The organism is Rivularia sp. UHCC 0363 (assembly GCF_034931125.1).
Classification (GTDB): Bacteria; Cyanobacteriota; Cyanobacteriia; order Cyanobacteriales; family Nostocaceae; genus Rivularia.
The window spans coordinates 4,908-27,456 of sequence record NZ_JAYGHM010000041.1 but is presented as its reverse complement, the minus strand read 5'-3'; the positions used below and the strand labels follow the sequence as shown (position 1 = coordinate 27,456).

Below are 22,549 nucleotides of genomic sequence, written 5' to 3'. Positions count from 1 at the left end.
TTACGAATGATTCAATCAATATATTTAACTCCAGAAATCAGCTTACCAGTTGGCATAGTGGTATTCCACAATTTGACTCCATCGAGCAAAGCACCTTCCCACTTCATACCAGTCAAATTAGCACCACTCAAATTAACGCTGGTCATATCAGCACCACTCAAATCGGCATTCCGCAAATCAGCATCAGTAAAGTCGGCACCCAACAAATTAGCACAAATCAAATTAGCACCAGTCAAATTAGCACTTTTGAAGTTAACCCTAGCCAAGTTGGCATCTTCCAGATTGATGCGGCTCAAATTGGCATTACTCAAGATAGCCTCTTCCAAGCTGATACCTGGCATATGGGCACTACTCAAATCGATGCGATTCAAGATGACTTTATCGAATATTCTCTCCCCAGCAGCATAACGCCGAAGCAGTTCGGAAGCTTCAATAACCCTAGTGGGGTCGTTGTAAATACTCCCGTCTGGCATAGTGGTATTACAGAAAAGGGTTCCTTCTTGGATGATTCCACTCAAATTAGCTCCCAACAAGTTGGCATCAGTCAGGTTAGCGTTACTGATATTAGCACTGGTCAAGTCGGCATTTCTCAAGTCGGCACTACTCAAGTCGGTTTCAGCCAAACTGGCACTCCTCAAATTAGCTCCACCCAGGTTGGCACCTCTCAAATTAGCGTACTCGATATCAGTTCCTTCCAGGCAGGCATTACTCAGATCGGCTCCACTGAAGTCAATGTGATAGCTGATAATTCCGCTCAAGTTAGCACCTTTGAAAATAGCATCCTTCAAGATTGGGTCACTACCACGCTTACCTCGAATACGAGCTTCTCTCAAATCAACCCCACTAAAGTCACGCTCCCCATCAGCATACCTTTGGTGCAATTCTTTACCATCCATAATTCAGTTCCCACATCAACCAACACACTACAAGATAACCCACTTAACCTAACCCTAGAAATAACCGACCTCCCCACCGGACAACTAGCAGAAGCCCAAGTCACAGAATTCACCGACCAAGGAATCCCCAACGGAGGAAAAATCCTCATCGACCACAACGCAAACGAACTCGGCTGGTTCATCGACACCACCCCCTTAGACCACAGCGAATTTTCGCACACCCTAACCGACACAGCACTCCTAGCAACAGCCGATTCAGAAGCCCACGGAAAATACGACCTCCTAACAACAATTCTCCACGAACTCGGACACCTAGCAGGCTTCATCTCCGGATACAACGAATTCGACCGTCACATCCAAACCATTAACGGCAAGAAAACCTTCGTAGCAGACAACTTCACCGCCACTCTCAGCCCCGACGGTAGCCACCTCGACTCAGAAGCGCATCCCTACGACTTAATGAACACAACATTAAGACCAGGAGTGCGGAAGCTGCCATCATTACTAAACTTACAAATACTCAACCTGCTACGCTCAGGAGAAAGCGACCCAACACTAGCACAATTAACCGCACCACTCACATCCGACCCACTAATTGGAATCAACAACGGCACCTTCGACACCCCAGAAAACTGGTCAACCCGTGGAGCAGCCAACATCATCCAAGGACAAGCAGTCCTAACCGAAGAATCCCGCCTAAACAGCAGCTTCACCCAAAACTTCATCATCCCAGAAGAAGCCAAATACCTCCAATTCACAATCCTAGAATCCGACCTAGACACCAGTAACCTCGCTCCCGGAGATGCATTTGAAGTCGCCCTCCTAAACAACCAAAACTTATCCCTAGCAGGAACCGCAGCCGGATTAACGCATACCGACGCACTACTCAACATCCAACATGACGGCGATGCATACTTTAGCAATAAAGTCAACATATCCGGAACTACTTCCAGCGGTAATCAAATTGACCTTAACGTCACCCGCACCGTCACCATAGATATCAGCCACATTAACGCTAATACAGAAGCCACATTATACTTCGACCTCCTCGGCTTCGGCGATAAAGAAAGTAGAGTAGTAATAGATAACGTCCGCATTCTCACAGACGACATACTAATCCCTACAGCCAACAACGACACCGCCACCACCAATCAAGGAAAACCCGTCACAATCAACGTTTTAGACAACGACACCGACGCAGACGGAACAATCAACCCCAGCACAATACAAATAGAATCCGCACCAGTCAACGGCAATATTACAATCAACGACGACGGAACAATTACGTATACTCCAAGCGGTAATGCAACAGTCGATACCTTTACCTATACTGTCAAAGACAACGACAACAACACATCCAACACCGCAACGGTAAATATTACGATAAACAACAGCGCTCCCAGCATCAGGGAAATTATCGTAGAACCCAACCTATCAGAAGGAATAGCAGCCACATTCAGCGCAAATGCAATTGATGAAGAAGAAATTACTTATAGCTGGAACTTCGGAGACAACACTCCTACCTTAAACGGACAAAGCGTCACCCATACCTTCCTAGATAATGGAACCTACACCGCAACCCTTACCGTCACCGACAGCAACGGAGCATCAACAGTAGAAACGCTGACCTTAAATGTCAACAATATTGCTCCCACCGTCACAGCAGGAGAAGACCAAACAACCATAGATTTTCAAGCAATCACCTTCAACGGCAACTATACCGACCCCGGAATATTAGATACGCATACAATTAGATGGGAATTTGGAGACGGAACTGTTGTAGAAAATGAATTGAATCCAAATTATACCTACACAAATCCTGGAACCTACACTGCAACGCTGAGTGTTACCGATAAAGATGGGGGTAGCAGCAGCGATACTTTACAAATTCAAGTTAATAATGCAGCACCAACGATTACGGAAATTACCGGCGATACTAATTTAGAAGAAGGGGCGATTGCCAACTTCAATGCCACAGCAACCAGCCACGGTGATGATACCTTAACTTACACCTGGGATTTCGGAGATGGTTCCACAACTGTGGAAGGTGAAACCGTTAATCATCAATTTGCCGACAACGGAACCTACACAGTTACCTTAACCGTAACCAACCAAGGAGGAAGTACCCAACAAACCCTTACTGTAAATGTTGATAATGTTTCCCCAGTTGTGGAAGCGCTCGATAATCAAATCACCTTACAAGGAACCACAGTTAACTTCGACGGCAGCTTTACCGACCCCGGAATACTAGATACTCATACCATTGAGTGGGATTTCGGTGACTCATTCGTTGCAACTGGTATTTTAGAACCAACTCATACCTACGCAACTCCTGGAACTTACAACGTTACCTTAACGATTACCGATTCGGATGGTGCGGCGACTCAAGATATACTCACCGTTACGGTAAATAACGCAGCACCGACAATTACCGAACTAACTGGAGATACCAACATTAACGAAGGGGATACCGCAACATTCAGCGCCAACGCAACCGATGCAGGAAATGATAATCTTACGTATACATGGAACTTCGGCGATGGTGCAGAATCACAAGTTGGCAAGATTGTCAATCATAAGTTTGTAGATAACGGAACCTACACCGTAACCGTCACCGTAGAAGATACAAACGGAGCTTCCACACAACAAACATTAACCGTACAAGTTGATAACGTTGCTCCCACAATTACAGAAATCACCGGGGATACCGTAATTAACGAAGGAGACACTGCTAACTACACAGCAACAGTCACCGATCCAGGAGATGATAAATTAACGTATAGTTGGAACTTTGGTGACGGTAGCACTCCGAAGACTGGAGAAAACGTCAGTCATATCTTTACCGACGATGGAATTTACACAGTTACTCTAACGGTAGAAGACGGTGACGGTGGAATTGCGACGGAAACCATTACAGTTACCGTTAACAACGTCGCTCCCACGATTACAGAAATTACTGGGGATACCAATATAAATGAAGGAGATATCGCCACGTTTAAGGCGATCGCCAATGACCCCGGCAATGATAAACTTACGTACACATGGGACTTTGGTGACGGTAGCACTCCAATTCAAGGTGATAACGTCAGCCACAAATATTTAGATAACGGAGATTACACCGTCACCTTGACAGTTACAGATGACGACGGAGCATCCACAACACAAACTCAAACATTAACCGTTAATAACCTTGCTCCCATAGTAAATGCAGGAATTTCACGAACAATCATAGAAGGGGAAAGTATCACCTTTAACGGCAGCTTCAACGACTCCGGCATCTTAGATACCCACTCTATTAAATGGGACTTTGGTGATGGTACGGTTATTGAAGGTGAAGCAGCAGATTACCTCAATCCGACTCATATTTACGCAAATCCTGGAAATTACACGGTGACATTAACCGTTACTGACAATGACGGAGCTTCTACAACCGATACACTCCAGCTAAATGTACTAGAAATCACCAAACTTAAATTCCAACAGGAAAAACTCAGCTTGAGAGTTTACGAAGATTCACAATTAGTAGAAGACGTTAGAGGTAATCAAAACAAAGTAGTTAAACCTTTAGCATTTGAAAGAATGCAAATTGTAGCTCTCAACAGCGATGATTTACCCAACGTTTTAGATGACGTAACCTTCCACGACAATGGAGAAGGAATTGGTATTACTGATGGAGAAGATTGGAATAGTAAGCGGAAGAAACGTATTGACGGTGATGAAGTTTTACAGATAAGAATTAATTCTACCGATAAATACGATAGCGCCAAAACTGCTTACGTCACCGTAGATAGGGTTCAAGGTTTTGATAAAACCATCGGTGGTAAGGTTAAAATTATCGCTTTACAAGGTGCGACGGTTGTTGGAGAACAAGTTTACGAATTAACCGATAAAAAACAAACTATTACGTTTACCAACGATACAATATTCGATCGCTTGCATTTAATGGCTGGTGATGACAATACCGAATTTACCTTAAGAGCAGCGGAATTTGATGCAGTTAAAACCAATAATACCGCTCCTACTTACCTAAAATTCTCTCAAAGATTGATGACGCTCAAAGTTGAAGAAAACGGTACGGTAGTCGAACAAATTCGCGGCAGTCAAAATCAACCAGTTGCTGATGCTTTTGAAAGAATTAAAGTAACTGCAATTGATAGCGAAGATAACGTTAAACCGTTAATAGATAGAACTTTCCACGATAACGGGGAAGGAATCGGTATTACTGACGGAGAAGACGGTAATACATCACGGAAGAAACGGATCGATCGCGATGAAATTTTACAGTTAGAAATTCAAGCCAATGATAATTACAATAGTGCTTTATCAGCAGTTGTCAAAGTAGATAGAATTCAATCCATCGCTAACAATACCGACGGTGGTAAAGTTAAAATCGTCGCTTATAGAAACGGAGTGATTGTAGGAAGTAAAACCTACACTATCGGCTCGGAAACCGAAGAACTTTATTTCTTAAGCAATCAAGCTTTTGATAAATTGCAATTACAAGCAGCGGATGACGATACAAAATTCACCTTCCGCTCCGCTGAATTTGAAACCGTACATACCGCTCAACCTACCACCGCGAGCTTGAAGTTTGTTTTAGATAAGCATAGAAAAGCAACAGTCTATGAAAACAATGTTTTAGTTAATCAAATTAAAGCGAAGCAAAATCAAGCTTTAGATAATGTGTTTGAACGGATTGAAATTACCGCTATTGATTCAGAAGACGGTAAGTGGAAGAAGATTGACAATACTAGAGTTGATCAAGGAGAAGGAATAGGTATAGCTGATGGGGATGATGGTAATTCTGGTAGCAGAAAGCGGATTGATGGGGATGAAGCTTTACAGTTGAAGATTTTAGCTAACGATAATTACAGCACTGCTCGCGGGGCTATTCTGGGCTTGGATAGGGTTCAAACGAATGGTAGTAATGGTGGGGTTGTTAAGGTGGTAGCGATGAGGGGAGATACGGTAGTTGATGAAAAATTGTTTAACCTTGATACAAGAAGTGGGGAGATAAACTTTAATAGCGATGAAGATTTTGATGCTTTACGGTTGATGGCTGGGGATGAAAGCACTAAATTTACCTTTAAGTATCTTGATTTTCAGGTTTTACTTGATGGGGAATAGGGCGTAAAGTAAGTCTAAAACAAGGGTTCTATTCTAGAACCCTTGAACCCATTCATGTTTTATCTGTTCATCAGTTTTTTTACCTAAAATAAATTAGATACGTCCATAGATTTACGTGTACTTATCATTGTTTTATAGCAACGAATAAGCCATTATGCGTACATAAAAATTAAATTTGCTATTACTAAAGAAGACAAATAATCAAAATAAGCAAGAAATAAACGATATTTTTTTTATTCAAACTATAAGCTGTATAGTTGCTAATTGTCTTTTTAAAGCAATACAAATAATATAAATGTTTAAATGATTCTTTTATGTAAATTAACTGAAACTTTTCTTATTTAAATTTTTCTTCAACCCCTTACTTTCTCATGACTCCTACCATTTCAATTGTCATCCCTGTTTACAACCGAGAAAGTTATCTTAGCACCACAATTGAAAGCGTCCTTAATCAAACTAGAAAGGATTTTGAATTAATTATTTGGGATGATGGTTCAACTGACAGTTCGTTAAATATTGCTAACCATTATGCACAAGAAGATAAGCGAATAAAAGTAATTGCAGCACAACACACTGGACCAACTCTTGCATTAAAAGGTGCATTTTCAACTACTACTGGAACTTATGTGGGCTGGGTAGATAGCGATGATATTTTAGCACCAACAGCATTAGAAGAAACCGCAATAGTTTTAGATAACAATCCCATTTGTGGAATGGTGTATACCGATTACTTAGTCATAAATGAAAACAATAAAGTTTTAGGTAAAGGAAAGCGCTGCCAAATTCCTTATTCCAAAGATAGATTGCTGGTTGATTTTATGACTTTCCATTTTCGGTTGATGCGTAAAGAAGTATTCTTACAAGCAGGTGGAATTGATTCAGAATCTGGATTTGTCCAAGATTACGATCTATGCTTAAGATTATCAGAAATCACACAAATAAATCATCTCCAACGTCCATTATATTACTACCGTCATCATCCAGGCTGTATATCATCTCAGAAGCGCGTAGAATTAATTTATAATTCCCAACAAGCAATCGCAAAAGCATTGGAACGTCGTAAAATGTCATCTGAATATGAAATTGAAGTAGAAATTGTTGGTCATTATTATCTCAAAAAGAAAATCAAATCATAATCAAACACTTAATATACTGAAAGTAGATTCTAATTGCGTATCTTTAACAAGCATTCGAGCATTACGTAATTTATCTAAAGCATAAAAAACTGCTAATCTTTGCTGTTCAAAAAGTGGAGCAAACCAAGGTATCGTATTAATTAGCTTTTTAAATTGTTCTTTATTATTTTCTGGTTGAGATGGGTATTTCCAAGATGATTTATCATGCAAAGGAGAATATTTTATTCCTACCCATCTCGATAATTCTTCTACCAGTTTGTCATAACTATCAATCAGGGGTAAAAGTACAATTCGTTGTGCCATTAAATGTACAACCCAACTTGCATAATTTTCCAAAGTACAAGCCGTATTTATTTTATTTAACGCGCTAATAATCTTTGCTTCAGAAAGAGTTATAGTTATTCCAAACTGAGTGAGATTATTAATTAGAAAAATATTATCCGCTTTTTGTATCAGTGTGACTGGTGCGAGTTTCCATAAATCCCAATTTTGTTTGAGCAATGACCAATGTTGCTTAGTAATTCTTTCTGCTGGTTGTTGTGCAGCAATTTCCTGGAAGCGCAGATGCATTTTTTTATAACATTCAGAACGCCCTTTGTCAGAAGTTTTACGGCTATTTTGGATGGGCGACCAAAAGTTATAACGTACCAAAGCATTCGGAACGTAGAGAAAACGCATACCAATAATAGCTGCAATAGTATAGTATTCTCGGTCTGTGGCAAGGAAAGTTTGTGGATTCCAGGCAAGTAATTCTTGTAATTTAACTGCACTGGCGCGACGTAGCAAGTACGAAAGAGGAGGTTGCCAATTGTGAGATAAGGATTGTAGCAAATAGTCTTCGTATTGTCGAGAGGTAAAACCGAATCGATATTCACATTTTGGTTGAGGAATTATATGTTGTGGATTATCCCCTTTTTTAACAAGACTCTTATAAAAACAATATTCCCAATCTCCATAAGCAATATCAAAGTCAGGGTTCTGTTCTAATGCTTTTACTTGTAATTCGATTTTATCAGGCATCAATTCATCATCAGCATCCAACCATTGGATGTAATCACCTTTTGCTAAAGTAAACCCGTGATTGAAAGCATTATTTTGTCCTTGATTATGACAGCTTGTAAAGATGACACGATAAGAACTATTAGCAGCTAGTTGACGAGCGACTTCGATTGAGCCGTCAGTTGAATTGTTATCAACAATGATAATTTCTATATTAGGATAAGTTTGCTCAAAACACGAATTCAAGCAGCGTTCTAGCATCATACCTGGGTTATAGCAGGGAATAATAATAGAAACCTTCGGTGAATTTTTTTCATCTAAAATTGGTTTCTGAGTTGCTGTATTTAATAACTCTGTTTGAAGTTGATTATTTATAATGGTCTTTTTTTTTAACTTAGGTTTAATACTAAAAAAAGCAGTAAGATGAGTATCAAGTTCGTAATTAGAGTCTAATCCCCTTCGTTTTAGTGCGTCGTTGATTGCTTTTTGTGACCAATAAATATTTTTCAAATTATCGTTGCTAACGTTGCTATCATGACGGCGATAATAATAAAGAGGTTTAGCGATATGGTAAACTTCAGTGACTTCAGATAACTTCAAACATAAATCGTAATCTTCACCAGATTCAAAGCTATCGTCTACACCACCAACCGCATCATAAACGCTACGACGAATCAACCGAAAATGAAAGGTCATTAAATCTACCAATAAACCTTCTTTGGAGTAAGGTATCCTACAACGGTTTCCTAATCCGCGCAATTTTCCTTGTGAATTCATCAATTCATAGTCGGTGTAAACAAGTCCTACTTGAGGATGATTATTGAGAATCAAACTTGTTTCTTCAATCGCTGAAGAAGCAAGCATATCGTCACTATCTACCCAACCAATATAATCTCCTGTAGTAGCTTCAACTGCGGTTTTAATAGCGGTGGGAAACCCTGTATTTTTTTTAGCAGCAATTACTCGAATACGTTTATCTTTTTGTGCATACTGATAAGCAATGTCTAGAGAGTTATCAGTACTTGCATCGTCCCAAATAATTAGCTCAAAATCGTGATGAGTTTGGTTAAGAACGCTTTCTATAGCAGTTCCAAGATAATGTGAGCGATTGTATACTGTGATGATAATGGAAATACTGGGATGCATAAATTAGCGATAATTGTATAACTTTAATTTATGTTTTCGCTAATACAATGCTTCACATACATTAGTAATTTTACTTAATTTATATAAATTATTGCTTACCTAATTGCGTATAGCTATGGTTGCCATCGCTAATTTAAGAAAGCCATGATGCGGTAGAAACTATTGATTCTTTATCGTAAGAACACAATCTACCCGTATAATTCCGCTTTCTATGGCTCAGCTACTCAAATTCGGCAATCGGACAATTTCTACCACCGAATTACCACACCTATTGGCTGGTAATCAAATGTTACCTGTATTAGGTCGGATTCTGATAATTAACCAAGGTATTGCTGGTATTAAATTAACCGACGAAGAAACGGCGATCGCAACAACTGATTTTTACCGTAAAAACCAGATAGAGTCAGAAGAAGCGCGTATTGGCTTTATTCAGTATTACGGTATGAGTTTGGAGCAATTAGAAGAATTAGCTACCAGGGAATTACGGATAGAGAAATTAAAACAAGCTACTTGGGGAAGTCGGGTAGAATCCTATTTTTTAGCAAACAAATCTCAATTCGATAAAGTAGTATATTCGCTAATCCGCGTTATTGAGATGGAAGTAGCTCAAGAATTATTTTTTCGTATACAGGCAGGAGAAGCCAGCTTTACCGATAGCGCCAGAGAATATTCAGAAGGGCAAGAAGCGCAAACTGGTGGATTAATTGGGCCAGTAGAGTTGAGTATGCCCCATCCTACCATAGCGTCTATGCTTTCTACATCGGCTCCAGGGGAATTATTAGCACCTACAAAGTTGGGAGAATGGTTTGTAATTTTACGGTTGGAGAAGATTATAAAAGCTCAATTAGATGAAACCATGCGACAGCATCTTCTCGATCGTATGTTTGAAACCTGGATTGCTGAAGAAATGAAACATTCACCAGTTTCAATATGTTCTGAAAACGAAGATGATAGTTCGATAAAGTTGAGAGATTTTTCTGAGAATAACCACGGACAAACTCATAATTTTCCTAATCTCACATTTTCACCAAATTCAGAAATACAGACTGCCATTTCTCAATAATGAATACTATTTCTTCGTTACAGGATTTTTTAGCTAGCATCTACCCATTTAACCAGTTACCATCGCAAAAACTGGAAAACATTGCACAGAAAATACAACCCCTACGCTACAGAATGGGGCAAACAATTTTCGTGCGAGAAACAATGCCCGATAAAGTAGTAATTATATATGAAGGGCAAGCAAGATTATTGGGATATTCAAAAAGTGCTAAAGTTCCAGAAACGCTGAAACTGTTTAAACCTGGAGAAATTATTGGTTGGACTTCTATGGTGCGTGGTGTACCTTGCGAAACCGTTATTGCTACAATCGAAACTAATTGTATTTCTATATTAAAAAGCGATTTTATTCAACTATTAGAATCACAAAATAATCAGGAGTTTACAGAATACTTCTACAATCAACCCAGTTTAATTGAAGTATATGAATTGTTGGGTACGGAATTAGAAAGACGTGCTGTTGGATTGGCTAATTTGAAACAATTAGCTACCGATACTTTACCACAATCTCAAATAATTAATCTTTCCCCAGGAAAAACTCCACTATCTCAGTTAGATTCAACTTTGATGTGGTTGGTTAGCAGTAAAGGTTCTAATTGTGATGTTGGTACGCGCCTTTTCTCCTCAACAGGAAACGAATCTTTTGTTGAAGTAAAAGCTAATTCTTCACTTCGTTTGGTTGGCTTGGAAAAACCTCAAGGAGGAGTGAGGGAGGGAGAGAGTGAGAGAGTGAGGGAAGGTGATATTAAGTTGCACGGCAACTCAAAGGAGATATCAAATACAAACATTTCCTCAGAGGAGAACATCCCTCCCTCCTACACTCCTTCACTCCCCCACTCCTCCTCCTCTCACTCCTCCTCCCTCCCCCTCACTTCAATCTGGGATAACGCACCCTTTGCTCCTGCAACCCCAGAAGCGCCAGAACCCACAGAAAACGAACAATTTACCAAATATCCTTATATCCACGGTAGGGGACCAGTTGATGCTACTTTAGCTTGCTTTCAAATGCTTTCCCTACATTGGAAAATGCCGTGGAAACGAGATGTACTCAAACGTGCTTTAAGCAATTCCTATAAACGTACTGGTGGCATTTCTATTCAACTATGCGGCGCGGTAGCAGAATTGACGGGGCTTTCCTCTCAATTAGTTCAAGTTCCTGCTGGGGCGATCGCCAAACTACCTACCCCCGTAATGCTTCCCTGGCAAGACAGTTTTGCAATTCTTTATAAAGCCAGCAGCAAAGAATTAATTCTCGCAATCCCAGAACAAGGTATCCGTCATATCAACCCTACCACCTTTGCAGAAACCTGGGGGGAAGAAGGGCAGGTACTGTTATTACAGCAAACTTCGGAAACTCCGCAAAAAAGGTTTGGTTTGAGTTGGTTTCTACCAGCAATTAAGAAATATAAAAATTCATTAATTACCGTATTTGTTGCTTCTTTCTTCGTACAGCTTTTAGGATTAGCAAACCCTCTTATCACCCAAGTAATTATTGATAAAGTTATCGTCCAAAACAGTATCAGTACTTTAAACGTACTTGGTAGTCTGCTGATAGTAATGGCTATCGTAGAAGGAATCATGTACTGGTTGCGGACTAATTTATTTGTAGATACCACCAACCGAATCGATCTATCTTTGGGTTCAGTTGTCATAGAACATTTATTAAGATTACCATTACGTTACTTTGAACGCCGTCCGGTAGGGGAAGTTTCTAGTAGAATCAATGAGTTAGAAAATATTCGCTCTTTCCTTACAGGTACCGCACTCACCGTAGTTTTAGATGCTGTCTTCTCAGTTATCTACATCGCGGTGATGATTTTTTATAGTTGGTTGCTAACAATAGTCGCATTATCAACTATACCGTTATTTGCTCTATTAACCTTTATTGTCGCACCAATCATTAGGGGACAAACCAGAACTAAAGCAGAGAAGAATTCAGAAACTCAATCTTATTTAGTAGAAGTTGTTGGTGGTATTCAAACTGTTAAAGCCCAGAATATTGAATTAAATGCAAAATGGCAGTGGCAATCGAGATATGGTAGATATATTAGCTCTAGCTTTGAATCCGTACAAACTTCTACTACTGCTGGTTCTTTAAGTAACTTTCTCAACAAGCTATCAAATTTATTATTGCTGTGGGTTGGAGCATATTTAGTACTGCAACAACAGCTAACTTTAGGACAATTAATTGCCTTTAGAATCATCGCTGGATATACAACCAGCCCTTTACTGAGATTAATTCAACTGTGGCAAAATTTCCAAGAGACTGCTTTATCCTTGGAAAGATTGGCAGACATCTTAGATAATCCTCAAGAAACAGAAATAGCTGGGCGTAGTAACATTCCCATGCCAGCTATTCAAGGTGCTGTCAGGTACGATAATATCACCTTTAGTTTTGCCAAATCCCCCAATCCCCAACTACTCAACATCAGTTTAGATATTCCACCGGGTACTTTTGTCGGAGTAGTCGGACAAAGTGGTGCTGGCAAAAGTACTTTAACAAAATTATTACCACGACTTTACTATCCACAACAAGGAAGAATTTTAGTTGATGGCTATGATATCAGTAAAGTTGAACTTTATTCCCTGCGTCGTCAAATTGGCTTTGTTCTACAAGATACTCTCCTATTTGACACCACCGTACAAGAAAATATTGCTTTAACCTCCCCAGATGCCACACCAGAAGAAGTCGTAGAAGCTGCCAAAATAGCCTGCGCTCACGACTTTATCATGAACTTACCCCAAGGCTACGAAACCCGCGTAGGGGAAAGAGGTTCTGCATTATCCGGGGGGCAAAGACAGCGAATTGCCATTGCTAGAACAGTATTGCAAAATCCACCGCTGCTGATCTTAGATGAAGCTACCAGTGCATTAGATTATGACACCGAGCGGCAGGTTTGTTTAAATTTAGCAGTTGCGTTTAAAAACAGAACCGTATTTTTTATTACTCATAGATTGGCAACTATACGCAATGCTGACACCATATTAATGATGAGTCAGGGTTCCGTTATCGAACAAGGAAGTCATGCAGAGTTGATAGAAATGAAAGGTAGTTATTACTGTCTTTATCAACAGCAAGAAGCGGTTGGAAGTAACTAGAGAGGTGAAAAATTAATTATTAATATTGCTTGCAATTATCCATTCATCGGAGTTATCAATCATGGAAATAAATGTATCTTCTATTAAATTATATGTTTCATCAACTTCTTTTGCTTTTACTGCATCTAAATAATTACATTCCACAGCAAACTCTAATAATATTTGAGTTTGAGCAACCCAAGACATACAATCATTCAACTTAGAAATAAACGCTGTTTCATCCAGGAGCTTATACCATGCTCCAGCCAGATTGGTACATACACAACGAGAAGAACAGCGGAGTTGTTGGGATAAAGGAATATTGCTCGGTGATTCTTCCATACCTGAATCGTTCAAAGCAAATCTTTCTGATAAAGGAAAGTTTTTAGATAATTCAAATATTTTCATTGCTGCATCAAATGCCATTTTATATACTTCTAAATCATGAGAATTATTTACAGTTTGTTTATTCATTTATTTAACGTATCTTTTTAATCTAAATTATCTTAATTATCATAAACTATATAACTTTTCCTTAGACAAAAAACACTAATTATTTACAAAAATTACAAATATTTTTTATAACCATGAATAATAATCAAAACAATATTCAGAATATTGATACAAACTCAAATCCCCTTCCCCCTTCCTCTCCTCCACCTAATACTGCACCACGCTATGTCCCTAAATTCGACCAATCCGTAATATTAAAACAATCGTCGAAATGGACGAATGCGATATTATGGGTGCTGATGGCAGCTACTGCTGGAACCGTTATCTGGGCTAATTTTGCCAAAATTGAAGAAGCTGTATCGGCACAAGGTAAGTTAGAACCTACTGGTACGGTTAAATCGGTACAAGTTCCCGTCACTGGAGTAGTTAAAGATATTTTTGTTAAGGATGGAGATTCAGTAAAAAAAGGAGATAAATTACTTTCTTTAGACCCTACCACAGCAAAAGCACAATTAAATTCTTTAGAAAAAATCCGCAATTCTTTAAAACGAGAAAATCAATTTTATAATTCACAATTAAAAGGTAATTCTACAGATGATATTACCGAGCTACCAATCAAAAGCGAAATTGTCGATTTAACTAAAAGTAGGGCTGGATTAATTGCAGAAAATCAACTTTATCGCGCTCAATTAGATGGAAACACAAGCGGTAATTTTAATGTAGAGCAAAGAGAGCGTATCGATTCAAATAAAGCAGAATTAGATGCACGAGTTGAAGCCGCACAAATGGAAATTCAACAGCTACAGCGTCAGTTAGAACAAGCCAAAATTCGCCGAGAAGCACAGTCAGATACTTTAAAGATGAATCAAGGTATTTTAGATAATGTTAAACCCTTGATGGAAGATGGGGCGATATCATCAATCCAATACCTTAAACAAGAACAAGAAGTACGTAGCGCTCAATCGGAAATTGCTCAATTAGCAGAAGAAACCGCTCGATTACAGTCGGCTCGCGCCCAAGCAAAAGCACAATTGCAGAATACTGTTGCTTCAACTCGTAATTCCTGGGTAACGGCTATTGCTGATAACAAAAAACGGATAGCAGAAATCGATAGTCAGTTAACTAAAGCCATTGTAGAAAACAATAAACGTGTTGCCGAAATTGATTCGCAAATTAGCCAAGCTCAGATGACGCTCAAATATCAAGAAATCGTTTCACCCTCATCCGGTACTGTATTTGACTTAAAAGCGAATACACCGGGTTTTGTGGCTAACGCAACCGAGCCAGTACTCAAAATTGTTCCTCAAGATAATCTTGTTGCATCGGTACATATTACTAATAAAGATATCGGATTTGTTCGAGAAGGAATGACGGTTGATGTACGGATTGATTCGTTTCCGTTTAGCGAATTCGGTTCGCTTAAAGGTGAAGTTACCTGGATTGGTGGAGATGCTTTACCACCAGATCAAGTTCATCCATTTTACCGCTTTCCAGCAACAATTAAGTTAGATAAGCAATCTATGGCTGTTGCTGGGAAAGCTATGCAGCTGCAATCGGGGATGTCTTTAAATGTAAATATCAAGATTAGGGAGCGCACCGTTATGTCTATATTTACCGATACTTTTACCAACAGTGTTGAGGGTTTGAAGAATGTGCGGTAGGTTGATGCAGCAAAACGCGCAATTGCAATTTGTAAGGCACCCGGAACGGGGAATGAAGCCTCGTATGTAGAAGAAAAATGCTTGATAATGCTTACAATTTCAAGCTTATAAGAACTTTTGTGTATTTTAACTTTTGTACAAAAGTACAATTGCATTATTGCACCAAGCGCACATTTATTATACCAACTAATTAGAGACAATTTAACTTTTGCATAAAAGTACAATTGCGTTTTTTAACAGCTTTTGCACAAAAGTAGTATTACACTATTAATCTAAATCACTTTTGCACAAAAGTAGTATTACACTATTAATCTAAATTACTTTTGCACAAAAGTAGTATTGCACTATTGAACTAAACAACAATTGTATTAAGCCACAAAAACACAAATGTATAGTAGTATCAAAGTGCAATAACTAATTTGTACTCTTGTACAATGCAACAATCACACATTAATACAGTTGTGACATTGGGCTTAGCAGGGGGACAGGGTAAGTCTACCGTAGCCCTGATGTTAGGTCGATATTTAGGGCGGTTAGGAATTCCCGTACTATTTATAGATGCTGACCCCCAATCATCGCTTACCAATTTTCTAGGAGTTAAGGTACAGCCCAATACCCCAACACTGCTAGAAGTTATCACCCAACCAGAAGAAAAAACAAGACTTGTCGATGCAATATTTCCAGTACCAAATGTACAATTGTCCAAATGTACAATTGATAATTCCAACTTGTTTTTAATACCTTCAGATGATGGCTTAGAACAAGCTAATTACAAACTTGCAAGTAGCGGTATTAGTTTGTTTATTCTTAAAAATCGCTTACAGCCAATTACCGACGACTTTGGAGTAATTATTATAGATCCACCACCAGAGAGAAGTCATTTAGCACAAACATCTCTTGGTGCGGGGGATAAATGGATTATTCCAGCAGAAGCAAACGTTAAAGGAGTGCAATCGCTAATAAGAACCTTAGAGTTAGTCAAAGAATTTCAATCTGCTTTACCAACAGGTGAACTACTCGGTGTAATTCCATTTCGTGCTAAATGGACGGGCGTGCATCCTACCAAAGCCACTAAAACTAGTATCGAAGCGATGGCAGAAATAGTAGGGGAGAATTTGATGCTACCCCACATACTAGAATCGGACGTATTTAAAAATGCAATTAATCAAAGAGTATCGCCAACCGATCTAGGACAACCGGGATTAGAATATTCCATTGAAATATTGGCTTCATATTTAAAACCAACATTACCTCCACAGTACGCAAAACTTATTCCAACAGCAAGTAAAGCATAAATGAATAAAAAATAATGAAGCCAGCTTACTTATTTATTTTCGATTGATATCGAATTAAATTCAACCGATTACTTTTATTAAATATGTTCGATTGATATCGAATTAAATTCAACCGATTACTTTTATTAAAAAAGAGGAACATTCTGCATGAATATGTTAGATGAAATTCGCAACCGCAATACACAATCAACCGTTTCTCCACGTGAAGACATATTGCAACAACAATCGCCACAGCAAGACACTGCAAATAATACAGAAACAACAGAAATATCGGAAATTAAACGATTAGAAGAATTACTTGCAAACTTTACGGATATTGCATCAAGAATTCCCATAAGATTAGAAACACCAATTAAGCAAGAACTAGATGAATTATGTCAAAGGGAAAAAATCACAATAGAAACTTTATTAGAGGCATTCTACACAACTTGTAAAGACAAAGAATCCGTGATGAAGCAAGTTGTGAATATTGCTAAAAAGCGCATCAAAAGTCGTAAAGAAGCGGGGAATATTCGGTCGAGTATTACCAAACTTAATAACTTAACCAGAAAAAGAAAATAGACGGTTTGATTGGACACGAGAGACGGGGTTAGGACGATGCTCATCACGAGTCATCGGGCAAATACAACCCACTACTATCAGTAGGCTTGGCGTGTAAATACATCTCAGTAATTGACACGGAACTATGACCCAGTGTTTTTTGCAACAAATGAATCGGCGCACCACGGTCTAAACTGTGGGAAGCGTGGGAATGCCTTAACCAATGGGGACTAACATTACCTTCCAATCCTGCGCTTTTAGCAGCATTCTTGACTATAAGAAATACCATACTCCGGTGCAGATGACCGCCTTCGCGAGAAACAAACACCGGGTCATTCTTGCCCGCATAATCCTTTAAATCATTAATCTCGCGCCAGATACCTTTTCCTACCAACACCGCCCTAGTTTTATCACCTTTACCGAATACCGTAATTTGACCGCCACCGTCCTTGCGGTCTTTGAGGTCGCGCCACTTCAAAGCACATAACTCCGACACCCGCAACCCGGCAAAATAAAGTAAACGGATGATAACGCGATCGCGCTGTGTGGTCGCGTTATTAATTACCGAATGTACTTCTTCTTCCGTTAAAATACGTTCTGCCAATCTATTTTTAGCCGATGGGGACTTGACTAGTATTCCCAAATTAGAGGATATTACTCCTAACTCAAATGCAAAGCTAAATAGCGATTTAATCGCGCCAACAGCTACCCGCTTGGAGTTGTCGGAACATTTTAAACTCATTTCCCACAGTTGGAAATCCATCAAAGTAACTTCGCTCATGGGCTTATTACCCACCGAAGTAAGAAAACGTTCGGCATAACGACGATACCCATCAACCGTGTTGGCGCTTTTACCGTGCAGCCAGAGGTCGATGAGTTCAGTATTAGTAACAAGAATGTTATTTGTATTCAACATTGCAGACTCTTATGTTGAACCCATAACCATTAAACATTACTGCGGGAACGGTTTCCATTATTTAGCTGGGTGGTAAAGTTTATCTTGTTCGTTAAATTGCCACATATACTTACCTCTATCCCTATTCTTACTCCACTCTTCAAACTCATGAAGCTCAAGGGTTGCGTGCTTTTCTTTAAGTGTTGGAATATTAACGTTAAGTCGTAATGCCAGTTTTTGCTCGTCGAGGGCTTCAATTTGAGGTGGTTTACCGCTTTGATTGTAGGGATTGCCCGAATTTTTGTATCGTCTGTAATTATTTGATGCGCCGAAATTATTATGTTGGATGGCAGTTAATGCCCCTTCTAATTTTGCTACCCGATTGTTGAGCGCTTCTAACTTTTCTTCGGTGCGGGAATCTGTGGGGGTATTATCTCGCTCTTTGATGCTACTTCTTAGTAGAATTAATTCTTCTTCTAACTTCTGCAATCGCGTTTCTGTACATACCTCTATACCTTGTATATTTCCAAGTTCTTGAGTCAAAGCCCGAATCACAATGTCTGTGGCGGTTTTACCCGGATGCGGAGAAGCTGCTTTACGGAGCGCTTGTGCCAATGGTTTGGGCAATCTAAAATTCATTGACTCGCGTTCTAATGGTGTCATGTCTATACATTGAAATATACGATGTATAGTTAGCTTATAACGTTGTAGGTACTGGAGAACGGTTCCGCGCTCTGCGGTACTGCGCTCTGCATTTCGTTGGAGCTTCGGTTGTGAGCGGAAGAACGTTTCATCATTATTAAAAATCTCCCGAGTTGAATTCGGGAGAGTGTGGAGGTATTCAACTAATTACTTTTTATTGGTTTAACCAAGTTTCTAAATCAGTAACAGAAGTAAAATCTAATAAAGCTTCTCCCAACGCTTCCAATTGTTCAATTGATGCATCATTAATTGAGCGAATTAATGATGCATCAATTTCCCCAATACGACGATTTAACTGACGTATAATTACACGTTGTTCTCCTTCTTTTCTTCCTTGTTCTATCCCTTGTTCTCTTCCTTCTTGCTTGGCTCGTTCCCGGTCTTCTTGATAAAGTGGTTCTAATCTCACAATTAACTCCCTATCCTCCTCTTCTAAATTTTGGTTTGCTCTTAAGTTTTCTCTAAGGTTGTAGACTAATTTTAACGTTGCTTGTTGAAAAGGGTTAGATGGTGGCAATTGAAGCAACTCTTCGATTGCTTGTTCTTGTACTCTACCCCTACCCAAAAGCCTCAACCACAATGTTTCTATAGTTTTAGGTAGTTGGTGTATTGCTACAATTGCGCTTCGTAAATTGTCACCTAAAAAGTAAATTCCAGGGGGAAATCCTTCTTTTTGGTTAACGTTAAAGCCAGATAACACTGTCTGCGATGCTGTGGGAGTTAAAACCCACAATTTGGGTATTTTCTCTTCTTCTAATTTTGTATTATTTGCTTTAGCTTCCCGCCTCATTTTAGCTTTTACTTCCAATACTTTTATAACGCAATCACAGATTTCATCGGCAGGAGCAGCATTACGAAATGGTTCCAATATCGCTGGATATTCTGCGAATCTTCCTAAAACTCCTATCAATTGTAAATCATATGTTTGTTGTGCTGAAGGAGTAAATAAAATGTCTATTTCTTTTTTCTCCCCCGACACTTTTTTATCAGGTTCTACTGTTCCATAATTTTTTAGTAATTCTTCCAAGTAATCTTTGGCAAATTCGTCATGAACAAATCGAGTCATTTAATGAATTTTGGTTATAGTTTTGATTGAAGTTGAGCAATATTATTTTATCATTTTGTGTGAATAAAATTCAATATTTGGATTACAACAATAATATTTATTCTGATAGAGACGTAATAAAAATGTGTTCCCAGAATCCTTGCTTTTGTCGCGGCGTTAGGTATTTATCAAGATATTGTGGCAAGCTAATACGGAATTTCCATCATCTGATATTTATCTATTCCACCAATAGGAATAACTACATCTAAATATTTGTGTTGATACACTCCCAAGTATCTAGTAGCAAAGATAAATTCTGACAGTAAAACAATTTCATCGTAGCTAAAGTATTCGCCTTTCTTAGGTGCGCTATCTTCCCCCAATCCATATTTACACCATTGCTTTACTGTGGTTAGCGATACGTTACAGCATTGCGCTAGTTGGGTTTGGGTAAATATAATATCGATTTTAGCAGGTGTTACTTCCATTTTTATTCTGACGATTGAAGGTAGATATTTTGTGCTTATAAACAATTAGATTTGAGTGAAAGTTCAGTTTGATTTATATTCATGTCAAACAAGACTTTCGCTATATAGCCTGTTGACTAAATTAAATGCAACCGCTGGTTTTGTTGCTTCTCTATTGAGCATCTAATAATCTTTTATTCAGTTTCTGTTAAACTTGGTGTTCCAATGAGATAAAAACATCTAGCAGGGGAATGCTGATGCTTCAATAAAGTAGTTTTAAATTAATCAATCGCTTAACTTTTATAAGAATTTGCTCTTGCTTTCTGATAACAATTGGTAAATGGTGTTGCGTTCATAATTTAGCCTTCAAAGTTAATCGGATTCCCATTGAAGTGTCCATAAATCTTATTCGCTTCCAACCATACTGGTAATGTTCTTTCTATTTCTTCTAATTCGTTTCCATTTTCATCTACTAACCCATGTACAATTTGTATTCTAGATAATGGTGTTTCTCCATTAGCCGAGAACTTCTTAAGTTGAATAGTGCCTGACTTCCTGGCTTCAAATGTTCCCTCGACTGTGCTTTCATTAGTGAAATAGTGGTTGATGCCAATAAAATATTCTTTGCCTTTGCGGGTATCTGTAAGGTGCATGGAGAAGAATTTCATTGCAGCATCTTTACAGCTATCAATTTTCTTCAGGTTGGTAAATTCATCAATAATTATTTGCTGTTTGGTAGACGGTTTTTCTTTGATTCGCTGTAACCATCTATCAGTTGCATCTTCCAAAGACTGTCCGATTTCTTCTTCTGATTCAGCTTTTAATGTAGTATCTAATAATTTCCATACTTCCCAATTCTCCCCAGTAGCGTGTCTGTCAATTAGTTGGTAGATTGGTGCATCAAAGCAGTATTTACGAATTAATGCGAACGCACCAGCGGTATTAGTTTTACCGCTACCCTGAGAACCAATCAGCCATAGGGGTTTAGCGTTTTTGATCAGGTCATAGAGCCAACCGTCTTCATGGGATTTTAGGGCTTCTATTAGAGAATTAACTAACTGTTTATCGCTGGATTGATTGATATTTGGGTGAGATGATTTTTTATTTTGTAATTTATCTATTTCTTTCTCTGCTTTATTTTTATCTAGTAGATTAGATGCAATTTGTTTGTCCATGTCGGAATGTTTTACGGCTCTGGCTTTTAGGTAATCTTCTAGTTGCAGTTGGTTTTTGATAGCTTCGTTTTCATCATCGGTTAGCCCTAGTTCTTTTCTTTGCTGTAAATCTTCCTGGGTTAATCCATCTTTTAAAATATCTGTATGTAGTTGATTAGAATGTTGCTTGATATCTCGTTTACGTCTGTGTTGTTGCCAATTATAATAAGCTGTGGTTTTCTCGGTTTCTCCTAGTTGGTAATCGGATTTTTTAAGCCTACCGACACGAGAAGCTAGCGTTAGTGAAATCCCCCACAATCCTACGACAGAGGCTACATTACCGTATATTTGATAAGGGTTATCTTTGGGGATTATTCTTACTAAGCTAATCGTGCTACCCATGTATGGAATAATTGAGCCGTAACTGTTATATTTATCCCACTCTTCTGCAAGGACATATCTTGGTTGATGGCAGTATTTACTATCTAGTTTTTGTTGTGCTTTTTCTAAATCATAATATTTCAGTTTTTTCGCTTTATTTTTATCAGTTAAAATGTTCTCTTTTTTGTTAGCAGTTTGCGGACAGAATTGTATTTGTGCTAGTGGGTAAGGTTGACGTGAATGGGAAAAGCAGAAGCCGGTTAAACCGACTACTGCTGATATGATAATTGTAGATAGTTCAATCGTATTTTTACTCATCTCCTGCTAATAAGGAATAATGAACTAATTACTATGAATGCTGCAATACCAATTGATAACCAGGGGTCTAACCAAGGTTTTTCTTGATAAATAGTCTGAATATCGGCGCTGATTTGATATGCGCTATCAGTAGTCATTTGCTGGAAGTATTGATAGTCTTTAATTGCTAACCAGGTGCTTCCAGCAGCGATTACAAA

At 38.7% G+C, this 22,549-nt stretch carries 16 protein-coding genes; 7 read left to right on the top strand and 9 right to left on the bottom strand.

Annotation, left to right across the window (positions count from 1 at the left end):
- Window positions 1–11: 11 nt before the first annotated feature.
- Window positions 12–896: a pentapeptide repeat-containing protein gene (locus VB797_RS35030; protein ID WP_416350893.1), complete on the bottom strand. Its 885-nt coding sequence runs from the start codon at window positions 894–896 to the stop codon at window positions 12–14.
- A 459-nt stretch (window positions 897–1,355) separates the two neighbouring features.
- Between VB797_RS35030 and VB797_RS35025 the strand changes: the two genes are divergently transcribed.
- Together VB797_RS35025 and VB797_RS21770 are read left to right on the top strand one after the other, a co-directional pair.
- Window positions 1,356–6,023, top strand: a complete 4,668-nt coding sequence (locus VB797_RS35025) for a PKD domain-containing protein (protein ID WP_416350892.1) — start codon at window positions 1,356–1,358, stop codon at window positions 6,021–6,023.
- Between the two features lie 371 nt (window positions 6,024–6,394).
- On the top strand, window positions 6,395–7,159 hold the full coding sequence (locus tag VB797_RS21770) for a glycosyltransferase (RefSeq protein WP_323239832.1): 765 nt from the start codon (window positions 6,395–6,397) through the stop codon (window positions 7,157–7,159).
- Here the strand turns inward: VB797_RS21770 and VB797_RS21765 are convergent, their stop codons facing one another.
- Window positions 7,160–9,304, bottom strand: a complete 2,145-nt coding sequence (locus VB797_RS21765) for a glycosyltransferase family 2 protein (RefSeq protein WP_323239831.1) — start codon at window positions 9,302–9,304, stop codon at window positions 7,160–7,162.
- Window positions 9,305–9,515: 211 nt separating this feature from the next.
- Here VB797_RS21765 and VB797_RS21760 point away from each other — a divergent pair, with 211 nt between their 5' ends.
- Together VB797_RS21760 and VB797_RS21755 are read left to right on the top strand one after the other, a co-directional pair.
- Window positions 9,516–10,367 carry a peptidylprolyl isomerase gene (locus VB797_RS21760; RefSeq protein ID WP_323239830.1) on the top strand — a complete coding sequence of 284 codons (852 nt, stop codon included), beginning with the start codon at window positions 9,516–9,518 and terminating at the stop codon, window positions 10,365–10,367.
- A complete protein-coding gene (locus tag VB797_RS21755) occupies window positions 10,367–13,462 on the top strand; it encodes a peptidase domain-containing ABC transporter (protein WP_323239829.1) in 3,096 nt (1,031 codons plus the stop codon). The genes VB797_RS21760 and VB797_RS21755 overlap by 1 nt, the downstream gene beginning before the upstream one ends.
- A 12-nt stretch (window positions 13,463–13,474) precedes the next feature.
- Here the strand turns inward: VB797_RS21755 and VB797_RS21750 are convergent, their stop codons facing one another.
- On the bottom strand, window positions 13,475–13,915 hold the full coding sequence (locus tag VB797_RS21750; RefSeq protein WP_323239828.1) for a four helix bundle protein: 441 nt from the start codon (window positions 13,913–13,915) through the stop codon (window positions 13,475–13,477).
- 113 nt (window positions 13,916–14,028) lie between these two features.
- Between VB797_RS21750 and VB797_RS21745 the strand changes: the two genes are divergently transcribed.
- The 3 genes from VB797_RS21745 (at window position 14,029) to VB797_RS21735 (ending at window position 17,411) form a co-directional block, all read left to right on the top strand.
- On the top strand, window positions 14,029–15,555 hold the full coding sequence (locus VB797_RS21745) for an HlyD family efflux transporter periplasmic adaptor subunit (protein ID WP_323239827.1): 1,527 nt from the start codon (window positions 14,029–14,031) through the stop codon (window positions 15,553–15,555).
- A gap of 434 nt (window positions 15,556–15,989) precedes the next feature.
- Window positions 15,990–16,850: a ParA family protein gene (locus VB797_RS21740; protein WP_323239826.1), complete on the top strand. Its 861-nt coding sequence runs from the start codon at window positions 15,990–15,992 to the stop codon at window positions 16,848–16,850.
- A 147-nt stretch (window positions 16,851–16,997) separates the two neighbouring features.
- Window positions 16,998–17,411 (top strand): hypothetical protein, encoded by a 414-nt coding sequence (locus VB797_RS21735; protein WP_323239825.1) that lies wholly within the window; start codon window positions 16,998–17,000, stop codon window positions 17,409–17,411.
- 43 nt (window positions 17,412–17,454) lie between these two features.
- Here the strand turns inward: VB797_RS21735 and VB797_RS21730 are convergent, their stop codons facing one another.
- The 6 genes from VB797_RS21730 to VB797_RS21705 all read right to left on the bottom strand — a co-directional run.
- Window positions 17,455–18,306: a tyrosine-type recombinase/integrase gene (locus VB797_RS21730; protein WP_323239824.1), complete on the bottom strand. Its 852-nt coding sequence runs from the start codon at window positions 18,304–18,306 to the stop codon at window positions 17,455–17,457.
- A 57-nt stretch (window positions 18,307–18,363) separates the two neighbouring features.
- The gene (locus VB797_RS21725) at window positions 18,364–18,948 is read right to left on the bottom strand and encodes a hypothetical protein (RefSeq protein ID WP_323239823.1); all 585 of its coding nucleotides are present in this window, start codon (window positions 18,946–18,948) and stop codon (window positions 18,364–18,366) included.
- A gap of 193 nt (window positions 18,949–19,141) precedes the next feature.
- Window positions 19,142–20,053, bottom strand: coding sequence for a DUF4351 domain-containing protein (locus VB797_RS21720; RefSeq protein WP_323239822.1), 912 nt, complete (start codon window positions 20,051–20,053; stop codon window positions 19,142–19,144).
- Between the two features lie 185 nt (window positions 20,054–20,238).
- A complete protein-coding gene (locus VB797_RS21715) occupies window positions 20,239–20,520 on the bottom strand; it encodes a hypothetical protein (RefSeq protein ID WP_323239821.1) in 282 nt (93 codons plus the stop codon).
- A gap of 338 nt (window positions 20,521–20,858) precedes the next feature.
- Entirely contained in the window at window positions 20,859–22,352 is a 1,494-nt protein-coding gene (locus VB797_RS21710; RefSeq protein WP_323239820.1) for a hypothetical protein, read from the bottom strand.
- On the bottom strand, window positions 22,349–22,549 hold a 201-nt coding region (locus VB797_RS21705), incomplete at its 5' end, for a hypothetical protein (RefSeq protein ID WP_323239819.1). The genes VB797_RS21705 and VB797_RS21710, both read right to left, overlap by 4 nt.